The following is a 19922-nucleotide window of genomic DNA, read 5'->3' on the forward strand; positions in this document are numbered from 1 at the left end:
GCGCCAGCCCTACCAGATGCGCACCCGGTCGGCGGGCGCGAGGTACATCTTGTCGCCCGGCTTGACCCCGAACGCGGCATACCAGGCGTCCATGTTGCGCACGACCCCGTTGACCCGGTATTTGGCGGGCGAGTGCGGGTTGCTCAGCAGCTGCGCGCGAAGCGCCCCGTCGCGGGTCTTGGTCTCCCAGCTGTAGGCATAGGCGAGGAAGAAGCGCTGGTCGCCGGTCAGCCCGCCGATCACCGGCGGCTCGCCGTGCGCGGCGACGTAGCGGTGGTAGGCGTCGTAGGCGACCTCGAGGCCCGCCAGGTCGCCGATATTCTCGCCGAGCGTCAGCTGGCCCTTGATGTGGGTCCCCGGGATCGGTTCGTAGCCGTCATACTGGGCGACCAGCTTCTTCGTCTTGGCGCCATAGGCATCGGCGCTCGCCTTGGTCCACCAGTCGTTGAGCTTGCCGCTCGCGTCGTACAATCGCCCCTGGTCGTCGAAGCCGTGGCCGATCTCGTGCCCGATGGTCGCGCCGATCGAGCCGTAATTGGCCGCCGGGTCGGCATTGGGGTCGAAATAGGGCGGCTGGAGGATCGCCGCGGGGAAGGTGATCTGGTTGGTCAGCGGGTTGTAATAGGCGTTGTTGGTCTGCGGCAGCATGTCCCATAGCCCGCGGTCGACCGGGTTGGGGAGGTAGCCGACCAGCCGCTGCCACTCGACCACGCCCGATCGCATGACGTTGCCGAACAGGTCGCCGCGCTTCACCTCGAGCGCCGAATAGTCGAGATATTTCTTCGGGTGACCGGTGCGCGGGTCGAAGCTCGCCAGCTTGGCCAGCGCCTCCTTCTTGGTCGCCGCGTCCATCCAGTCGTTGCCGGCGATCTTGTCGTGCAGCGAGGCGCGGATGTTGGCGATCAGCTCGCCCATCTGCCGGTCGCTCTCGGCCGGGTAATGCGCCGCGACGTAATATTGCCCGACGCCCTCGCCGAGCGCGCCGTCGACGAGGTCGACCCCGCGCTTCCACCGGTCGCGCTGGGCCGGCACGTCGCGCAGCGTCTTCGAATAGAAATCGAACCGTGCCTGGTCGAACGCCGCGGGCAGGTAGGCGGCATGGTCGGACACGAACTGGTAGGCGAGCCATTCCTTCCAGGTCGACAGCGGCACCGACCGGACCAGCGCCGCCTCGGCCCTGATCGCCGACTTCTCGCTGACCACGATCGTCTTGGGCGCGGCGATCCCGAGCGCGGCATAATAGGGCTTCCACGCCATGCCCGGCGCGTAGGCCGACAGCGCGGCGAGCGTCATCGGGTTGTTGGTCGCCTTGGCATCGCGGCTCTGCTCGGGGGTCCAGTGAAGCTTGGCGATCCGCGTCTCGAGCGCGACGATCCGCTTGGCCTTCGCCGCCGCGTCGGGAATCCCGGCAAGCTGCTGCACCCGCGTCACATAGGCGAGGTAGGCGGCGCGATAGGCGTCGTACTTGGCGCCGGGCAGCAGGTAATAGTCGCGCCCCGGCATCCCCAGCCCGCCCTGGCTGAGGTAGAGCACGTAGCGGGTCGGGTCGTCGTTGCCGGGCGAGATGTAGCTGCCGAACGGGGAGGGCATGCCGATCTGCCCGAACACGCTTGCCAGTTGCGTCTTGCTGGTCAGCCCGGCGAAGCGCGCGAGATAGGGCTTGAGCGGCGCGGTGCCGAGCCGCTCGATCGTCCCGGTGTCCATCCAGCTGGCGTAAAGGTCGCCGATCTGCTGGCCGAGCCGGCCCGATCCTTGCGGGTTCGCCGCCTTGTCCTCGATGATCGCGCGCACGTCGCGGTCGATCTGGTCGTTGAGCACGCTGTCGATGCCGACGAAGGTGCGGTCGGGCGCGATCGGGGTGCGCTTGGCCCATGCCCCGTTGGCAAAGTCCCAGAAATCGTCCCCCGGCTTCACCGACGGATCGACCGCCGTCAGGTCGACGCCCCAGCTCTGGAACTTGGCCTTGGGAAAGCTCGACGGATAGGGCTCGGCGGCATTCGACGCGCCCGGGAGGGCGAGCGCCGACAGCGACACGGAGGCAAGCGCGAAGACGATACGAAGCGAACGCATGGCGGTGATTTCCCCTGACGATGTGGCGCCCACGCTAGCGCCGTGGCGGCACAGGTCCAGCCGGTTTCGACGAACGCGTCAGCCGCCCGCGCGCGGCGCTTCGGGCAGCGTCAGCCGGACCAGCAGGCCGCCGAGGTCCTCGCTCTCACCGAGGTCGACCGACCCGCCGTAGATCCGCGCGACGTCGCCGACGATCGCGAGCCCCAGCCCGGTGCCGGGCTTGCCGGTGGTGTCGAGCCGCGTGCCGCGGGTGAACAGCTCCTTGCGCTGGAGGATCGGGATCCCCGGCCCGTCGTCCTCGACCTCGATCGACACCTGCCCGTCGTCGGGCTTGCCGATCGTCACGAATACGCGCCCGCCGCCATATTTGGCGGCATTCTCGACGAGGTTGCCGACCATCTCGTCGAGGTCCTGCCGCTCGACCTTGACCTGCGCCTTGCGGTCGCCGGCGATGTCGACCGTGGTGCCGTCGTAGAGCACGCTGACCGCGCGTTCGACCGCGCACACGCTGTCCCACACCGTCGCGCGCGCCTGCGCCGAGGCGCGCCGCCCGATCGCGCGGGCGCGGGCGAGGTGATGGTCGACCTGCCGCCGCATCGTCCCCGCCTCGCGGATCACCGTCGTCGACAGGTCGGGCGCCTGCGCGGTGGCGGCATTGTTGATCACCGTCAGCGGGGTCTTGAGCGCATGGGCAAGGTTGCCCGCGTGGCGCCGCGCCTCCTCGGCCTGCGCCTCGCTGTGCGCCAGCAGCTCGTTGATCTCCTCGACCAGCGGCTCGATCTCGCGCGGGAAGCCCGCCGCGATCCGCGTCTGCCGCCCCGATCGCACCCCGGCGACCTCGCGCCGGATCCGCCGCAGCGGCCACAAGCCGTAGAGCGTCTGCAGCGCCGCCATGATCAAAAGGCCCGCGCCGAGCGCGACGAAGCTCCACACCAGCGTCTCGCGAAGCTTCTTGATCTGCGCGTTGATCTGGTCGCGCGACTGGGCGACCTGGTAGCGCCAGATGGTCTTGCTGCCGGGTACGCTGACGTCGCGTTCGAGCACGCGCAGCGGCTCGCCGCTGAACTCGTTGCTGTCGTAGCGATGAAGTTGCTTGTCCGAATGGGCGAGGTCGACCTTCAGCCGTCGGTCCCACAAGGATCGCGACGGGTTGCACAGGATGAGGTCGTTGGGATCCTTGCAACTGTTCCCCGGCAGGTCGGTGACCTGGTAATACATGCCCGAATAGGGCTGCAGGAACCGCTGGTCGGCGAGCGGGCGGTTGAAGCGCACCTCGCCGTCGGGCCCGATCTCGGACGCGGCGATCATCGCGTTGAGCACATAGTTGAGCTGCGAATCGAAATTTGCCGTCACCGAGGCGGTCAGCACCCGGTCGAGCGCGAAGCCGCCGCCGACCAGCAGCAGCGTGATCCACAGCGCGGCGATGCTGATCATCCGCCGGGTCAGCGCCGCCCCGGCGGGCGTCGCGCGGTCAAGCCTGGCCGTGCCCCGCTCGGCCGCCTCGGGGTTCATCCCCTTCAAGGCGGCGGCGTCGTTCAACTGCCCGGGTCCTCGAGGCTGTAGCCGAGCCCACGGATGGTGGTGATGATGTCGGCGCCCAGCTTCTTCCTGATCCGGGTCACGAACACTTCGATGGTGTTCGAATCGCGGTCGAAGTCCTGGTCGTAGATATGCTCGATCAGCTCGGTCCGGCTGACCACCTTGCCCTTGTGGTGCATCAGGTAGCTCAGCAGCTTATATTCCTGCGCGGTCAGCTTGATCGGCTCGCCCCCGCGGCTGACCTTGCCCGAGCGGGTATCGAGCCGGATGTCGCCCGCGATCAGCTCGCTCGACGCATTGCCCGACGCGCGGCGGATCAGCGCGCGCAGCCGGGCGATCAGCTCCTCGGTCTGGAACGGCTTGGCGAGGTAGTCGTCGGCCCCCGCGTCGAGCCCGGCGACCTTGTCCGACCAGCTGTCGCGCGCGGTCAGCACCAGCACGGGCATCTTGCGCCCTTCCTTGCGCCAGCGGTCGAGCACGGTCAGCCCGTCGACCTCGGGCAGCCCGAGGTCGAGCACCACCGCGTCATATTGCTCGGTCGAGCCCAAATAATGGCCGTCCTCGCCGTCGGTGGCGAGATCGACGGCATAGCCCGCGCCCTCGAGCGTCGAGCGCAGCTGGCGCCCCAGATTGGGTTCATCTTCAACGATCAGCACGCGCATGGCGGCGTTGTCCCCTCTTGAAACGGTGATATCGGCCTACTCAACCCGCGCGACGCTATACGGTTGCCTTACCGGAACGAACAGGCCCGGAACCCCTGGGGACTCGATGCCGGCGCTAGTCGCCCGACTTGCCGATGATGCGCCCGGTCGCGGCATCGACGTCGACCCAGATCACCCGCCCGTCGCGCATGAACTTGAGCCGGTAGCTGTTGCCGTTGAACTCGGGGCCCAGATAGTCGGCCCCCGGCATCGCCGGAAGCACCCGCCGCTCGATCATCGGCAGCGGCATCGACCGCCCGCGCTGGGTCAGCGCATAGGCGCGGTCCTGGTCGCCGTGGGGGCGCGGCATCATCCCCGACGGCCCGTCGCCCCCGCCGACCCGCTGCGCGCTGGCGGGGACGAGCGGGCTCGCCAGCGCCGCCACGCCGGTCAGGGCCAGGATAAGGGTACGAAACAGGCTCATCGCATTAACTCTCTACTGCCTGCCTGATACGAAGGGCGCATTGAATGCCCTATGAATAGCCCGTTCAGCGACTCGCCCCGGGAGGTGACGACCGGCCGAGGGTAGGCTAGGCGGCGCGCCATGGCACCCCCCGTCCTCAGCTATGAAGACCTCGGCCTCGTGCAGGGCGAAGGCTGGCTGTTCCGCCACCTCGACCTCCATGTCGGCCCGCGTGACCGGCTCGCGCTGATCGGCCGCAACGGCGCGGGCAAGACCACGCTGCTCAAATGCCTTGCCGGCACGATCGACACCGACGAGGGCACCCGCAAGACCGTCCCGGGCACCCGCGTCGTGCTGCTCGAACAGGACCCGGCGATGACCGGCCACGCCACGCTTGGCGACTGGGTGACCGCGGGGGAGGGCGCGCCCCAGCCGCACGAGGCCGCCGCGATCGCCGACCAGCTCGGCATCGACCTCGACCGCCCGACCGCGACCGCCTCGGGGGGCGAGCGCCGCCGCGCCGCGATCGTCCGCGCGCTCAGCGTCGAGCCCGACGTGCTGCTGCTCGACGAGCCGACCAACCACCTCGACCTCGGCGCGATCGACTGGCTCGAAGGCTGGCTGAACCGGTTCAAGGGCGCGTTCATCGTCATCAGCCACGACCGCACCTTTCTCACCCGCCTGACGAAAAGCTGCATCTGGCTCGACCGCGGCGACCTGCGCCGCGCCGAAATCGGCTTCGGCGGGTTCGATGCCTGGACCGAGCGGGTCTACGAAGAGGAGCAGCGCGCCGCCGAGAAGCTCGACGCCAAGCTCGCGATCGAGCTCCACTGGCTCCAGCGCGGGGTGACCGCGCGCCGCCGCCGCAACCAGGGGCGGCTGGCGAAACTCAACGAGATGCGCGCCCAGCGCGCGGCGATGATCGGCGGCCCCGGCGCGGCCCGCCTCGGCCTCGCCCGCGACGACAGCAAGACCAAGGTGGTGATCGACGCGGAGGGGGTGTCGAAGAGCTTCGGTGCCAAGGACGGATCGGTGCGCACCGTGATCCGCGACTTCTCGCTTCGCGTCCAGCGCGGCGACCGCATCGGCCTCGTCGGCGCCAACGGCGCGGGCAAGACGACGCTGCTCAGGCTGCTCACCGGCGAGCTTGCCCCCGACAGCGGCAAGGTCACGCTGGCCAAGACCCTGTCGGGCATCGTCATCGACCAGCAGCGCAGGCTGATGGCCCCCGACAAGCGCGTCCGCGACGTCCTCGCCGAGGGCGGCGACTGGATCGACGTCCGCGGGACCAAGAAGCACATCAAGGGCTATCTCAAGGAATATCTGTTCTCGCCCGAGCTCACCGAGGCGCCGGTCGGCTCGCTCTCGGGCGGCGAGCGCTCGCGACTCCTTCTCGCGCGCGAATTCGCCCGCGCCTCGAACCTGCTCGTGCTCGACGAGCCGACCAACGACCTCGACCTCGAAACGCTCGACCTCCTGCAAGAGGTCATCGCCGACTATGACGGCACGGTGCTGATCGTCAGCCACGACCGCGACTTCCTCGACAAGACGGTGACGGTGACGCTCGGCCTCGACGGCAGCGGCAAGGTCGACGTCGTCGCCGGCGGCTACGAGGATTGGGCCAAGCGCAAGGCCACGCCGACGACCACGCCCTCGAAAAAGGCCGCGCCCGCTCCCACGCCCAACCTTGCTGCGAGTACCACTCGCAGCAAACTCTCCTACAAGGATCAGCGCGACCTCGACCGGCTACCCGGCGAGGTCGCCCGCATCGACGGCGAGATCGCGGCGATCGAGGCCGCGCTCGGCGACCCCGACCTCTATGCCCGCGACCCGAAGAAATTCGCCGACCTCACCGCCCGCGCCGACGCGCTCCGCGCCGACAAAGATGCCGCCGAACTGCGCTGGCTCGAAGTCGCCGAACTGGCGGAGGGCCTCGCCTCCTGACCCGCGCTTGCGCGCGGCGGGCAATTGGCTAGCCTTTACGACTGGGGGGTCGGGGCATGGCGCTGTGGAACTGGAAACCGTTGCGCGGCTGGCGGGTGTTCGCCGGCGAGGTCGGGACGATCGTGCTCGGCATCCTCATCTCGCTGCTGCTCAGCCAGCTGATCTCGCGCGCCAACAACCGCGACGAGGCAAACCAGCTGGTCGGCTCGATGCGCTCCGAACTGGCCGAGGATCTCAAGCGCTACCGGATCAATTCCTCCGCGCTCGAATGCCTCGACCGCTCGCTCGACCGGCTGCTCGTCGCGACCGCCAGCGCGCCGCTTCCGGCGGACTTTCCGCCGCTGGCACACAAGACCTCGTTCTGGACGATGCATACCAGCGCGTGGGAAATGGCGCGGACCAACCCGGCGCTGACCGAGCTTCCGCTCGAGACGAGGGACGCCTACGCCAGCCTCTACGCGATCCTCGCGTTCAAGCAGCAGGATTTCGCCCGCACCGATGCCGAGGTGCGCGAGGTCCGGCTGCTGATGGAGGCGGGCGATGCGCCCGCGCGGCGCGCCGACCTGCGGCTCGCGGCGCTCCGCGCGCAAGGCGGCGTGCGCGACCTGCTCAGCGACCGGCAGGACATCTTCGACAATGGCCGGGCGCTCGGCATCGACCCGGGGACCGACCGCAAGTCGCTCAGCCACGCCTCCTACGACATCGACGGGCCGTGCCCGTTTCCGGCCGGCGCGGTCCGCTAGTCGCGCGCGGGCGCGGTCTCGCGCAGCCGCCAGAACAGCGGTAGCACCGCCAGCGCGACCGCGGCGATCATCACGCCGGGGATCGCCGGGTTCCCGGTCCGCTCCGTCAGCCAGTGCGCAAGCCACGGGGTCAGCCCGCCGAAGATCGCGGTGGCCCCGGTCGCGCCGAACGCCAGCCCGGTGACTCGTCCCTCGCCGGGAAACTGCTCGGCGGTGGCGACCGCGCCGACCGCGCTCATCGCCCCCGCGACCGCCGCCAGCGCGACCGCCCCGGCCAGCGCGCCGCCCCATGTCCCGTTCGCCATCGCCAGGAACAGGCTGATCGGCAGCACCATGCTGAGCACCGCGACCCCGACCAGCACCGGCCGCCGCCCGACCCGGTCGCTCAGCATCCCGGTCAGCGGGGTCACCGCGATCACCACCACCGCAGCGATCGTCGACAGGATCAGCGAGCGCGCCTCGCTCATCTTGCCGACGCTGGTCAGGTAAGCGGGGACGTAGGTGATGCCGACATAATAGGTGATCGACCCCAGCGCCGAGATGGCGAAGGCGCGCGCGATCCCGCCGCGATGGTGGGTCCAGCTGTGCCGCCACGGCTGCTCCGGGACGCGCCCCTCGGCCCGCTGCGCCTCGAAGTCGGGCGATTCCTCCATCGCCGATCGAGCGACGAACACGCTTCCTGCCAGCGCCGCGCCGACGAAGAACGGGATCCGCCAGCCCCAGCCGGCCAGTTGCGCTTCGCTCAGCAGCGCGACCGTCGCCGCGCTGACCCCGACCGCGAGCAGCCCGCCGACCTCGCTTGCCGCCGACGCGCTCGACGCCACCAGCCCGCGGCGGCGCGGGGCCGCGCCTTCGAGCAAATAGGCGACCACCCCCGAATATTCGCCGCCGACCGCGAACCCCATCACGCAGCGCAGCAGCAGCAGCAGGACTCCCGCCGCCGGGCCGATGCTCGCCATCGTCGGCAGCAGCGCGGTCGCCAGCATCGCCGCGCTCATCAGCGCCATCGACCACAGCAGCATGACCTTGCGCCCGTGCCGGTCGCCGACATGGCCGAACACCGCCGCGCCGAGCGGGCGCATCAGGTAGGCGAGCGCGAACCCCGCCAGCGTCGTGCCGAGGCTCGCCGCGCTGTCGCCGCCGTAGAACAGCCGCGCCACCACCGTCGCGAAATAGAGGTAGAGGGTGAAGTCGTACCATTCGACCACGGTCGAGGCCGCGGCGATCGCGATCGAGGCGTTCGAGACGCGCCGGTGCGGCGGGGTCGGAAGGGCAGGCGGGGCGGGGGCGTCGCGCATCGAAGGCCAGCCTAGCCGACGATTTCGCTGTCCTACAGCCCCCGCCTTGTGAGACACTCGGCGCGTCGTTGGATTGGCTTGGCCGCCGTCCCGCTATCGATCCGACGGCCCCGCATATTCGAAAGCGCCTTCCGCTCGCTAAAGGTCACGAAAAAGTCCGGGGTGACGCTGGCTTTTGTGACCTTAAGCCCCCAGCGAATATTGCTTCATCAGGTCGTAGAGCGTCGGCCGACTGATCCCGAGCAGCTTGGCGGCGCCCGAGATATTGTTCTCGGTCCGGCTCAGCGCCTGGCGGATCACCTTGCGGTCGGCGACCTCGCGCGCGGCGCGCAGGTTGATCGGCATCGGCTCGTCGGCCCCCGCCTTCGCCCCGGGCAGGTCGAGGTCGTCGGCGCCGATCCACTTGCCGTCGGCCATGATCACCGCGCGCTTGATCCGGTTTTCCAGCTCGCGGACGTTGCCCGGCCAGCGATAGGCGTCGACCGCCTCGAGCGCGTCGGGCGCCAGCCCCGCGACCGGCCGCGCCAGTTCCTTGGCGAAGCGGTTGACGAAATGGCGCGCGAGCAGCGCCGAGTCCCCCGCGCGCTCGGCGAGGCTCGGGATCTTCACGACGATCTCGGCCAGCCGGTAGTAGAGGTCCTCGCGGAACCGCCCGTCGGCCTGCATCGTGTCGAGGTCCTGGTGGGTCGCCGACACGATCCGCGTGTCGACCGCGATCGGCGCGCGCCCGCCGATTCGCTCGATCACCCGTTCCTGGAGGAAACGGAGCAGCTTGACCTGGAGCGGCAGCGGGATGTCGCCGACCTCGTCGAGAAACAGCGTCCCGCCGCTCGCCTGCTCGATCTTGCCCGGGGTCGACTTGACCGCCCCGGTGAATGCCCCCCGCTCGTAACCGAACAGCTCGGCCTCGAGCAGGTTCTCGGGGATCGCGGCGCAGTTGATCGCGACGAACGCGCCCGCCTTGCGGGGGGAAAGGTCGTGCACCGCGCGCGCCAGCAGTTCCTTGCCGGTCCCCGACGCGCCGAGCAGCATCACCGACACGTCGGCGGGGGCGACCCGTTCGATCGTGCTCGCGACCTTGAGCATTTCGGGCGCCGCCGTGACGATCGCGCCGAGCACCGCGCCGCCGCCGCCCTGCGCCTGAAGCCTGCGGTTCTCGGCCTCGATCTGCGCGACGTGGAACGCGCGCGCGACGATCAGCCCGAGCTCGTCGATGTCGACCGGCTTGCGATAGAAATCATAGGCTCCGAGCGCGATCGCCCTCAGCGCGCTTTCGCGCGCGCCGTGGCCCGAGGCGACGATCACCTTGGCGTCGGGCTTCAACGACAGGATCGCCTCGAGCACCGCGAACCCTTCGCTCGTCCCGTCGGGATCGGGCGGCAGGCCGAGGTCGAGCGTGACCACTGCCGGCTCGTGCGCGCGGACCGCGTCGAGCGCCTCAGCGCGATTGCCCGCGATCACCACGCGATAGCCTTCGTAGGCCCATTTCAGCTGTCGCTGCAGCCCCTCGTCATCCTCGACCACCAGCAGGATCGGGAGGTCCTTTTCGTCGCTCATGCGCTTTTCCGTAGGGTTGCCGCGGCCGGGTCGGCGGCGGGGAGGTGGATGGTGAAGCGGGTGCCTTCGCCCGGACGGCTCTCGACCGTCAGCCGGCCGTTCATCGCCGCGACCAGCTCGCGCGCCTCGAACGCGCCGACGCCGAAGCCGCCGTCCTTGGTCGAGGCGAACGGCTGGAACAGGCGGGTGCGGACGAAGTCGGCGTCCATCCCCGCGCCGTGGTCGGCGATCGAGATGGCGATGCCGTGGCGTTCGCGCGAAACGCGGACCTCGACCGGCTCGGCGGGCGGGCTGGCGTCGATCGCGTTCTGGACGAGGTGGCCGACCGCCTGTTCGAGCGCGTGGCGGTCGGCCATCGCGAGCACCGCCGCGTCGCCCTTGAGCGTCACCGGGTGCGCCAGCCGCTTGCCCGCGACGAGCGAGGAGAGCAGCGGCAGCAGCTCGACCGGGCCGGGGTCTATCGCGCGCGCGCCCTTCTGAGGGGCGATGCGTTGGAGGAGGTCGTTCATCTTGCCGACCGAGGATTTGAGCGTCGCGATCATGTCGGCGCGAAACTCGGGATTGTCGGCGTGGCGCTCGGCGTTGCGCGCGACGAGGCTGAGCTGGCTGACGAGGTTCTTGATGTCGTGGAGGATGAAGGCGAAGCGGCGGTTGAAGTCCTCGAACCGCTGCGCGTTCATCAGCGCGTGCTGGCTGGTCGCCTCGGACAGGCTCGAGGCGGCCTGCCGCCCGGCGGTGCGGAGCAGGTCGAAATCTTCCCAGTCGAGCGGGCGGCGATAGTCGGGACCGTCGAGGATGACGAGGCCGACCAGCTTTTCCTGGTGGATCAGCGGCACCCCGATCCACGCGTGGAGCTCGCCGAGCAGGTCGGCGGGAATCGCCAGTTCGGCGAGTTCGGCCCCGCCCCAGCCGTTGCGCCGCGCCTCGAAGTCGACGATCCGCCCTTCGCGCTCGATCGTCCGCCAGAAATGGCCGAGCGCCTCGCGCGCCGACGAGCGGGTCGGGTGCGGATTTCCTCGCCAGTGCCAGCTCGCCGCGGGTTCGAACTGGTTCAGTTCGTCGGCTACCAGCAGCAGCCCGCCGGGGCTGTCGAGGATGTCGGCGAACGCCTTGACCACGCGCTCGCCGAACGGCGCCGAGTCGGGTCCGCTGGCCCCCAGCGTGTCGGCGAAGCGCAGCCATTCGCTGCGATAGTCGTAGCGATGCTCGAACAGATGCTTGGCGACCTTGACCTTCGCCCAAGCCCGCATCCGGCGGCTGGGGATCAGCAGCGCCGCGCCGACCGTCATCAGCACCAGCATCGACACGAACAGCGCCTTGGCCATCCCTTCGCCGGCGCTGCGGGTGGCGGTGGCGACGATCGCCATCGCCGCGAAATAGCCGCCGATCGCGAGCATCGACAGGCTCTGGAAGGTCGCCGCGCGCGACAGCTTGACCCGCCACGCTTCACGCTTGCCGCCCGCCATCGCGAGCAGCGGCGCGGTCAGCGCGATCGCCAGCCCGCGCCACGCGAACAGCGCGCGCCCGGCGCCGAGATCGAAATAGGCGACGGTGAACAGGTTGAGGTCGTAGGCCCACATCAGCGCCAGCGCGAGCATCGCGAGCCGGATGCCGCTGCGGCTCGACGGCGCGGCCTGGCCATAAGCGTTGTGGACCAGCACCAGCGCCCCCGCGGCGGCGGTGATCCGAAGCACCAGCGCGGTCTGGACCAGCGCGTCGCCTTCGGACGGATTCGCCATGTCGAGCAGCAGCGGCATGGCGTCGACCAAGAGCTGCATCCCGAGCACCCCGGCGACCGCGGCATAGACCGGGTTGACCCCGCGCTGCGCCTCGCTTGGCTCGCCTGAACGGGTCAGCCGGTAGAGCACGCCGACCCAGGCGAGGTTGCGCGCGGTTTCGCAATAGGCGGCGAGCATCGAGCTTGGCGCGACCGCGGTGATCCACGCCCATACGCAGGTCAGCGCGAGCGCCGCGAGCAGCCGCGCCTGTTCGGCCACCAGCCCGCGCCGAAGTTCCCACAGCGTCAGCGACGCGAACAGCGCCGCGGCGAGGCCGTGGCTCCAGAAGGTGATCAGCTGGCCGTTCACCGCGGGGCCGATGTCAAGTGCGCCGACATGGGCAGGGGTGTCGCAAAACTTTACAAATAGAGTGTGAACGGAACTTGCGACGCGCGCCGGGTTTGATGCGGCGAAGGGGACGCCATGGATGATATCGATAGTGCCCGGACCGTTCGTCCGGTGATTTTGGCGGGCGGCGCGGGGACTCGGCTGTGGCCGCTTTCGACCCCGGCGGCGCCCAAGCATCTGATCCCGCTGCTCGGCGAACAGAGCCTGTTCGAGGAAGTGATCGAGCGCCTCGACGGCGCGCCGTTCCTGCCGCCGATCGTGGTCGCCAATATTCGCCAGCGCGAGGCGCTCGAACGGCTCGCGCCCGCCGCGACGTTGCTGCTCGAGCCGATCAAGCGAGACAGCGGGCCGGCGATCGCGCTGGCGGCGGCCGAGGCGGGCGAGGACGAGCTGCTGCTGGTCTGCCCCTCGGACCAGCATATCGCCGACGTCGACGCGTTCCGCGACGCGGTGGCGCGCGCGGTGCCGGCGGCACGCGAGGGGGCGATCGTCACCTTCGGGATCGAGCCCGACCATCCCGCGACCGGCTTCGGCTATATCGCCGCGTCGGGCGAAGGGACGGGCGAGGCGGCGCGAACCGTCGACCGCTTCGTCGAGAAGCCGGCGAAGGACAAGGCCGAGGCAATGCTGGCGGCGGGCGGCCATTACTGGAACGCGGGCATCTTCCTGGCCAGCGCGGCGACTTGGCGGCAGGCGTTTCGCGACCATGCCCCGGCGATGCTCGACGCCGCCGAGGCGGCGCTCGGCGCGGCGCGGCGCGAGGGGCAGTCGGTGCTGGTCGACGCGGCCGCGTTCGCGCGTTCGCCCGCCCAGTCGGTCGACTATGCGATCATGGAAAAGGCCGCCGACGTGCGCGTCGTCCCGGTCAGCATGGGCTGGTCCGACGTCGGTAGCTGGCAGTCGGTCCACGATGCGGCGGACAAGGACGAAGCGGGCAACAGCGCGCATGGCGGGACCGCGATCGACAGCCGCGGCCTCTTGATCCGCTCGTCGGGGCCGGCGGTCGCGGCGATCGACGTCGACGACCTCGTCATCATCGCGACGCCCGAGGCGGTGCTCGTCACCCATCGCGGCGCAGCGCAGCGGGTACGCGAGGCGGCGGCCTGGTTCGAGGCGCGGCGGGAGAACGGCGAATGAGCCGGACGCTGGGAAGCAGCGGGCTTTCGATCGCCCCGGTCGCGCTCGGCGGCAACGTGTTCGACTGGACCGCCGACGAGGCGACCAGCTTCGCGGTGCTCGACGCCTTCGTCGATGCCGGCGGGACGATGATCGACACCGCCGACGTCTATTCGGCGTGGGCGCCGGGCCATGTCGGGGGCGAGAGCGAGCGGCTGATCGGTCGCTGGCTGAAGCGCGACCCGGCCAAGCGCGACAAGGTGGTGATCGCGACCAAGGTCGGGTTCCTCGACGGGCGGATCGAGGATGCCAAAAGCTATGACGGCAAGGTGACCAGCGGCGAATATGTTGCCTCGCTCCACCCCGACGTGATCGCGCGCGGTGCCGACGCCTCGCTAAAGCGGATGGGGATCGAGACGATCGACCTCTACTACCAGCATCGCGACAATGCCGAGGTGCCGCTCGCCGACAGCCTCGGCGCGTTCGAACGGCTGCGCGAGGCGGGCAAGATCCGCGAAACCGGGCTGAGCAATTTCGAGCCGCCGCGGGTGGTCGAGGCGCTCGACACCGCAGCGCGCGAGGGGTTCGCCCCGGCGGTCGCGGTGCAGGGCTGGTACAACCTCGTCGAGCGCGCGAAATACGAAGGGCCGCTGCAGGACCTGGTGGTCGAGCGCGGGCTCGCCTTCTTTCCCTACTACAGCCTCGCCAACGGGTTCCTCAGCGGCAAATATCGTTCGAAGGACGACCTGTCGAAGTCGGTCCGCGGCGGGCGCAACATCGACTATGTCGACAGCCCGCGCGGCAAGGCGGTGCTCGCCGCGCTCGAGGACGTATCGCGCGAAACCGGCGAGGCGATGGCGACCGTCGCGCTGGCCTGGACCAAGGTTCGGTCGGGAGTCGCTGCGCCGATCGCCAGCGCGACCAGCATGGCGCAGGCCGTACAGCTGATCGCCGCGCTTCGCCTCGATCTAACGGCGGCGCAGGTCGAGGCGCTCGACCGCGCCAGCGCCTAGGGCGCCGGAACGAGCTCGATCACGTCGGCCTGCGATTCGAAATGCGGGCTGGGGAAGAGCATTCGCCAGCGCCGCTCGTCGACCCGCTGGATCCAGGCGGCGAGGTCGCGGTCCTGGTCGCGGCCATATTGCATCGCCCGGCTCTCGTCGCCGAGTTCGAGCGTGCCGAGGAACACCTGCCGCCCGGCGTCGGCGGGGAAGATCAGCCCGATCGGGCGCTGCGACCCGGTCAGCTTGGCGAAGCCCTGGAGCCCGCGTTCGGGCTGAACCCGGCAGGTGAAGGCGGGGTAGGTGACATAATCGAGCATCCCCTCGCTCTTCGCGCCGATCTTGATCACCCGGCAGCGATAGTCGCCGTTGGGCAACGCGGCCCCGCCGAGCGTGAGGTCGGGCTGGAGCAGCACGCCTTCGCGGTCGATTTCGGCCCCGTGCCCCGCCTTGCGCGCCGAATCGAGCGCGGCGATCAGCGTCTTTCGCCATTCGCGCAGCCGCGCGCGGTCGTCGTCGGTCGCTACGGTGCGCCAGTCGTGCGACTTGTCGGCGTTGATTACCGGGCCGGCAGGACCAGGAGAGACGTGGCAGGCCGCCAGTGACAGCAGACAGGCGAGGGGCAGGAGGCGTTTCATCGCCGCGAGCCTATTGCGCGGTCCAGCCGCCGTCCATGCTGAGATTGGCGCCGGTGATCGACGCCGCCCCGTCCGAACAGAGATAGAGCGACAGGCTGGCGACCTCCTCGGGGCTGACGAACCGCTTGGTCGGCTGGGCGGCGAGCAGCACGTCCTCCATCACCTGCTCGCGCGTAAGCCCCCTGGCCTTCATCGTGTCGGGAATCTGGTTTTCGACCAGCGGGGTCCAGACATAGCCGGGCGAAATGCAGTTGACGGTGATGCCGTCCTTCGCGGTTTCGAGCGCGACGGTCTTGGTGAAGCCCGCGACGCCATGCTTGGCGGCGACATAGGCGCTCTTGTTCGGGCTGGCGACGAGGCTGTGCGCGCTGGCGGTGTTGACGATCCGGCCCCAGCCCTTGGCGCGCATCGCCGGCAGCGCGAGCCGGGTGGTGTGGAATACCGCGGTGAGGTTGAGCGCGATGATCGCGTCCCATTTCTCGACCGGGAAGTCGGTCACCGGCGAGACGAACTGGATGCCGGCGTTGTTGACCAGGATGTCGGGGCTGCCGATCTCGGCGGTGCAGCGCGCGATCATCGCGTCGATCGCGTCGGCATCGCCGAGGTCGGCGCCGTCGTGGATCGCGCCGATCTCGTCGCAGATCGCGGCGATCTCGTCGGGCTTGCCGAAGCCGTTGATCATCACCTTCGCCCCCGCCCCGGCGAGGGCACGGGCGATGGCGAGGCCGATCCCCGAGGTCGATCCGGTCACCAGTGCGCGCTTGCCGTCGAGGTCCATTGCCGACTCCTTCGCCCCGCGACTGGCGCGGCGGCCGCGCGATTGCAACCGTTACGGCGGTGAAGCATTAGTCCCGGCAGACGCGACGAGGAGGCATGAATGCGGCTGGACGGTCCCGAAAGCAGCAATATCGAGGACGATACCGGCCGAAGCGGCGGAATGAGCCTCGGCGGCGGGGGCGGCGGGCTGATCATGATGCTGCTCCAACTGGTCGCCTCGCGCTTCGGGATCGTCGGGATCATCGTGCTCGCGCTCGGCTATTGCGCGCTCCAGTCGCTCGGCGGCGGGGCGGGGCCGACGATCGGCGGCAATGGCGGCAAGTCGACGCTCGACCCGGCGACCAAGACCACGCTCGCCAAGATCCTCGGGTCGACCGAGCAGGTGTGGGGGCAGGTCTTCCAGCAGGCAGGGTCGACCTACACCCCGACGACGCTTGCCATCTACGACCGGTCGTACCAGTCGGGCTGCGGCGCGGCGCAGTCGGCGATGGGACCCTTCTATTGCCCGACCGACAAGAAGATCTACCTCGACCCCGAATTCTTCAACGAGCTGTCGACCAAGTTCAACGCGCCTGGCGACTTCCCCGACGGATACGTCATCGCGCACGAGGTCGGCCACCATATCCAGGACCTCGAAGGCACGCTCGACAAGGCGCAGCAGGCGCAGGGCTCGCTCGGCCAGGCGGCGGGCAACAAGGTCCAGGTGGGAATCGAGTTGCAGGCCGACTGCTATGCGGGGGTCTGGGCCAAGCGCTCGGGCGTGATGGAGGCGGGCGATCTAGAGGAAGGGCTGCGCGCGGCGCAGGCGATCGGCGACGACACGCTGCAAAAGGAGACGCAGGGACAGGTCGTTCCCGACAGCTTCACCCACGGCACCTCGGCGCAGCGGATGGAAGCGCTCAAGACCGGGGCGACCACCGGCGATCCGGCGAGCTGCGCTAAATATACGCAGGGCGGGTATTGAGGGGGCGGGTCGCGGAGTGAATCCGCGACTGGTGGATCAGCACTCGCTGATGCTCGGCCGTCGGCCGCTCTGAGGCGTCTCTTCGCGCTGCTTCGGCGACGCTTCGCATCGGCGGCGCTGCGCTCGGCGCCTTAGATCCGCACCAGCATCTTGCCCGTGTTGGCGCCGGTGAACAGGCCGAGGAAAGCGTCGAGCGTGTGGTCGAGGCCGTCGACCACCGTGTCGCGGTTCTTGACCGCGCCCGAGGCGAGCCAGCCGCCCATGTCCCGGTAGAAGCGCGGCATCTGCGAGAGATAGTCGGTATAGATGAAGCCCTGCACCCTGATCCGCATCGCGATCACCCGCATGATGTAGCGGAAGGCCTGCGGCTCGGTGCTGTTGTAGCCCGCGATCATCCCGCAGATGGCAAAGCGCGCATTCTGGTTGGCGGTGGCGAAGGCGGCATCGAGCTGGTCGCCGCCGACATTGTCGAAATAGACGTCGATCCCGCCGAGCTGCTTGGCCTGGAGCGCCGCTGCAAGCTGCTTGAGCACCGGGCCGGCCTTGTAATCGACGACCGCGTCGGCACCGAGCGAGTAGACAAAGTCGCATTTGTCGCGGCCGCCCGCCGAGCCGATCACGGTCATGCCCTTCGCCTTGGCGATCTGCATCACCGCCGAGCCGACCGCGCCGCCCGCGCCGGAGACGAACACCACGTCGCCTTCCTTCGCGCTGGCCGCCTCGAACAACCCGAAATAGGCGGTCGCGCCGGTCAGCCCCATGTTGCCGAGAAAGGTTTCTGGCGCCACGCCGGGGATAGCGGGGAGCTTGTTCAACGACTTGGCCGGGACCACCGCCTCGTCGCGCCAGCCGGCCATGTGGAAGACGAGATCGCCGGGCGCGAAGCCGGGGTCGTTGCTCTCGATCACCTCGCCGACCGCGCCGCCCTCCATCGGCGCGTCGAGCGCGAACGGCGGGACATAGCTTTTCACGTCGTTCATTCGGCCGCGCATGTAGGGGTCGACCGACAGGAAGCGGTTGGCGACGCGGACCATGCCCTCGCCGAGCGCGGGGAGGTCGATGTCGCGAAAGGCGAAATCGTCGGGGACCGGCATGCCGTTGGGCCGCCGAATGAGGTGCCAAGCCTTCGCCATCGTCGCGTCTCCTGCTGGTCAGTCGAGCTCGCCCTAGGCCGGGCGGCGGGCAAACGAAAGGCCCGGCCGCTCGGGTTGAGCGGCCGGGCCTCATCATGCCGCGGCGAGCGCGGCGGAGCGCCCTAGTAGGTGCCCGTGAAGCTGCGGTTGAGCAGGTGCGGCCCATCATCGCGTTGCTCGTCGCGCTGGTCGGCACCGAGCGCGCGATCGCGGTCGTAGGCGGCGCCGCGCTTCGCTTCGATGTCGAGCCGCTGGAGCGCGGTTTCGGCGGGTTGGTCGAGCCACACCTGGTCGTTCTCCACCCGGTCGATCATCGAGCAGGGGACGCGATGATGATGACCGTCGCTGCTGTCCGACTTGGTCAGGATCAGCTGGTCGCCACGCACCTTGTCGATCGTGCCGACGTGCGCGCCGTCATTGCCGACGACGGTCATGTGCTCCTTGATCGACTTGACCAGCTCGCGCTTTCCCTGCCGGGTCTGGCGCCACGAGGTGAACTCATTCTCGAACCGGCCTTCGTTTTCGCGGCGATAATCGTGATAGTCGCGGTCGAGCGCGTCGATCTGCTGGCGACGCCAGTCGCTGTACTGCCGGTCGTAGAGGCCGCCGGCACCGCCGGCCGCCATCGTCCCGAAGCTCGATTGGCCATAGTCGCGACGACCCTGCTCGCGCTGCCCATAGTCGCGCTGGCCGTAGCCGCGGTCGTTGCGGTCGTTCTCGTAGGCCCGGTCGTAGCCGAAGCGATCGCCATAGCCCAAGCCGTCGTTGCGGCCCGGGAAGCGGCCGGTATAGGGTCGGCGATAGCCTTCGTCGCGGTAGCGCGCGTCGCTGTCGTAGCTCGAGCGCTCGCCGGTCGCTCGGCTGCCGCGATAATCGTCGCGCTCGCGCGCCTGGTCCTGGCGGCGGCGGCGTTCGGCATCGTCGTCACCGAACCAGCTCGCCACCTCGTCGCCGGCGCGCTCGAAAAAGCCGCGTCCGCCGCGTCCTTCGTCGGTACGCTCGTTGTAGCGATCCTCGTCGAATCGCGAGCGGTTCTCACTCCAGCCGCTGCGGCTGTCGTTGCGACCATAAGCCATTGAAAAATCCTCCTCGGGTACTGGTCTCCCCGGGGGTAGGGAGACTTGCCGGGAAAACCGATGGCGGCGGGCGCGCGTTCCGGGCCAAGCGCCGGATCGACGGGCGGTTGCGACGAGGTGCGATTGCGCGCGATCAGGCGTTGCAAGGGGCGGGAAGCGCCGCTATTGGGCGCCTTCCGACAGGCGCGGGGCTGTAGCTCAGATGGGAGAGCGCTGCAATCGCACTGCAGAGGTCAGGGGTTCGATTCCCCTCAGCTCCACCACCCCGCCGTCGGTCTCCCCCAAAGCTTAAATCACTGGAACGAGGCGCTTTTCCATCCGGACGAGCGGAACGCGCACGCCCTCGATCGGGTCGCTGAGCACCTCTTCCACCGGCTGGTATCCGCATGCGGCGTATAGCGGGATGCCGGCGAGCGTCGCCATCATCGTCGCGGCGGCGAAGCCGGCGTCGCGCGCCGCCTGTTCGCACAAATGCATCACCCGCCTGCCGACCCCCTGCCGGGCGAACGAAGGCTCGGTATACATCGCGCGGATCCGCGCCGGTTCGGTCGCCGGGTCGAGCGCGCGCGGCTCGCGGGCGACGATGCTGGTGTCGCCGCCGTAAAGCGTCGAGCGCCAGCTCCACCCGCCGCAGCCGGCGATTACGCCGTCCCGCTCGACGATGAAATAGGTGCGGTCGGCGACCAGCTGCCGGTCGAGCCCCATCACCTTGTGGCTGGCGCGGACCTGCTCGGGGGTGAGGAAGTCGTTCTGTAGCGCGGCGATCGCGCGTTCCATCACCGCGTCGAGCGCGGGGAGGTCCGCCTCGGTCGCGAGGCGATCGGTGAAGGGAAGGG

17 protein-coding genes and 1 tRNA gene are annotated in these 19922 nt (G+C 69.4%); 6 read left to right on the forward strand and 12 right to left on the reverse strand.

Annotated features, from left to right (window positions below):
- Positions 1-9: 9 nt before the first annotated feature.
- From ABDK56_RS11560 to ABDK56_RS11575, 4 genes are all read right to left on the reverse strand, one after another.
- Positions 10-2070: a M13 family metallopeptidase gene (locus ABDK56_RS11560; protein WP_349808430.1), complete on the reverse strand. Its 2061-nt coding sequence runs from the start codon at positions 2068-2070 to the stop codon at positions 10-12.
- 78 nt (positions 2071-2148) lie between these two features.
- The gene (locus ABDK56_RS11565; protein WP_502959301.1) at positions 2149-3582 is read right to left on the reverse strand and encodes a sensor histidine kinase; all 1434 of its coding nucleotides are present in this window, start codon (positions 3580-3582) and stop codon (positions 2149-2151) included.
- A gap of 23 nt (positions 3583-3605) precedes the next feature.
- Positions 3606-4271, reverse strand: a complete 666-nt coding sequence (locus ABDK56_RS11570) for a response regulator transcription factor (RefSeq protein ID WP_349808431.1) — start codon at positions 4269-4271, stop codon at positions 3606-3608.
- Positions 4272-4386: 115 nt separating this feature from the next.
- Positions 4387-4734, reverse strand: coding sequence for a hypothetical protein (locus ABDK56_RS11575; RefSeq protein ID WP_349808432.1), 348 nt, complete (start codon positions 4732-4734; stop codon positions 4387-4389).
- 120 nt (positions 4735-4854) lie between these two features.
- On the opposite strand from ABDK56_RS11575, the gene ABDK56_RS11580 reads away from it, so the two are divergent.
- Both ABDK56_RS11580 and ABDK56_RS11585 read left to right on the forward strand, forming a co-directional pair.
- Entirely contained in the window at positions 4855-6657 is a 1803-nt protein-coding gene (locus tag ABDK56_RS11580) for an ABC-F family ATP-binding cassette domain-containing protein (protein ID WP_349808433.1), read from the forward strand.
- Between the two features lie 56 nt (positions 6658-6713).
- Positions 6714-7400 (forward strand): hypothetical protein, encoded by a 687-nt coding sequence (locus ABDK56_RS11585; RefSeq protein ID WP_349808434.1) that lies wholly within the window; start codon positions 6714-6716, stop codon positions 7398-7400.
- On the opposite strand, the gene ABDK56_RS11590 is transcribed toward ABDK56_RS11585, so the two are convergent.
- The 3 genes from ABDK56_RS11590 to prsK form a co-directional block, all read right to left on the reverse strand.
- Positions 7397-8698 (reverse strand): MFS transporter, encoded by a 1302-nt coding sequence (locus ABDK56_RS11590; protein WP_349808435.1) that lies wholly within the window; start codon positions 8696-8698, stop codon positions 7397-7399. The two genes, ABDK56_RS11585 and ABDK56_RS11590, sit on opposite strands and share 4 nt — an antisense overlap.
- 183 nt (positions 8699-8881) lie before the next feature.
- Positions 8882-10255, reverse strand: coding sequence for a PEP-CTERM-box response regulator transcription factor (gene prsR / locus ABDK56_RS11595; protein ID WP_349808436.1), 1374 nt, complete (start codon positions 10253-10255; stop codon positions 8882-8884).
- On the reverse strand, positions 10252-12342 hold the full coding sequence (prsK, locus tag ABDK56_RS11600) for an XrtA/PEP-CTERM system histidine kinase PrsK (RefSeq protein WP_349808437.1): 2091 nt from the start codon (positions 12340-12342) through the stop codon (positions 10252-10254). Before prsK ends, prsR begins: the two co-directional genes overlap by 4 nt.
- 114 nt (positions 12343-12456) lie before the next feature.
- On the opposite strand from prsK, the gene ABDK56_RS11605 reads away from it, so the two are divergent.
- Positions 12457-13518: a mannose-1-phosphate guanylyltransferase gene (locus ABDK56_RS11605; protein WP_349808438.1), complete on the forward strand. Its 1062-nt coding sequence runs from the start codon at positions 12457-12459 to the stop codon at positions 13516-13518.
- Positions 13515-14510 (forward strand): aldo/keto reductase, encoded by a 996-nt coding sequence (locus tag ABDK56_RS11610; RefSeq protein ID WP_349808439.1) that lies wholly within the window; start codon positions 13515-13517, stop codon positions 14508-14510. Before ABDK56_RS11605 ends, ABDK56_RS11610 begins: the two co-directional genes overlap by 4 nt.
- Here ABDK56_RS11610 and ABDK56_RS11615 read toward each other — a convergent pair.
- Positions 14507-15136 carry a DUF4893 domain-containing protein gene (locus ABDK56_RS11615; protein ID WP_349808440.1) on the reverse strand — a complete coding sequence of 210 codons (630 nt, stop codon included), beginning with the start codon at positions 15134-15136 and terminating at the stop codon, positions 14507-14509. The genes ABDK56_RS11610 and ABDK56_RS11615 overlap by 4 nt on opposite strands.
- A 10-nt stretch (positions 15137-15146) precedes the next feature.
- Complete coding sequence (locus ABDK56_RS11620; RefSeq protein WP_349808441.1) at positions 15147-15914, reverse strand: 3-hydroxybutyrate dehydrogenase; 768 nt, start codon at positions 15912-15914, stop codon at positions 15147-15149.
- A gap of 99 nt (positions 15915-16013) precedes the next feature.
- Here ABDK56_RS11620 and ypfJ point away from each other — a divergent pair, with 99 nt between their 5' ends.
- The gene (gene ypfJ / locus ABDK56_RS11625; protein WP_349808442.1) at positions 16014-16877 is read left to right on the forward strand and encodes a KPN_02809 family neutral zinc metallopeptidase; all 864 of its coding nucleotides are present in this window, start codon (positions 16014-16016) and stop codon (positions 16875-16877) included.
- 131 nt (positions 16878-17008) lie between these two features.
- Here ypfJ and ABDK56_RS11630 read toward each other — a convergent pair whose 3' ends face one another.
- Together ABDK56_RS11630 and ABDK56_RS11635 are read right to left on the reverse strand one after the other, a co-directional pair.
- Entirely contained in the window at positions 17009-18010 is a 1002-nt protein-coding gene (locus ABDK56_RS11630; protein WP_349808443.1) for an NADP-dependent oxidoreductase, read from the reverse strand.
- Positions 18011-18132: 122 nt separating this feature from the next.
- On the reverse strand, positions 18133-19086 hold the full coding sequence (locus tag ABDK56_RS11635; protein WP_349808444.1) for a DUF2171 domain-containing protein: 954 nt from the start codon (positions 19084-19086) through the stop codon (positions 18133-18135).
- 187 nt (positions 19087-19273) lie between these two features.
- On the opposite strand from ABDK56_RS11635, the gene ABDK56_RS11640 reads away from it, so the two are divergent.
- A tRNA-Ala gene (locus ABDK56_RS11640) sits at positions 19274-19349 on the forward strand.
- A gap of 25 nt (positions 19350-19374) precedes the next feature.
- On the opposite strand, the gene ABDK56_RS11645 is transcribed toward ABDK56_RS11640, so the two are convergent.
- The gene (locus ABDK56_RS11645; protein WP_502959302.1) at positions 19375-19863 is read right to left on the reverse strand and encodes a GNAT family N-acetyltransferase; all 489 of its coding nucleotides are present in this window, start codon (positions 19861-19863) and stop codon (positions 19375-19377) included.
- Positions 19864-19922: the final 59 nt, after the last annotated feature.

Source organism: Sphingomonas sp. ASV193, assembly GCF_040203355.1.
Classification (GTDB): Bacteria; Pseudomonadota; Alphaproteobacteria; order Sphingomonadales; family Sphingomonadaceae; genus Sphingomicrobium.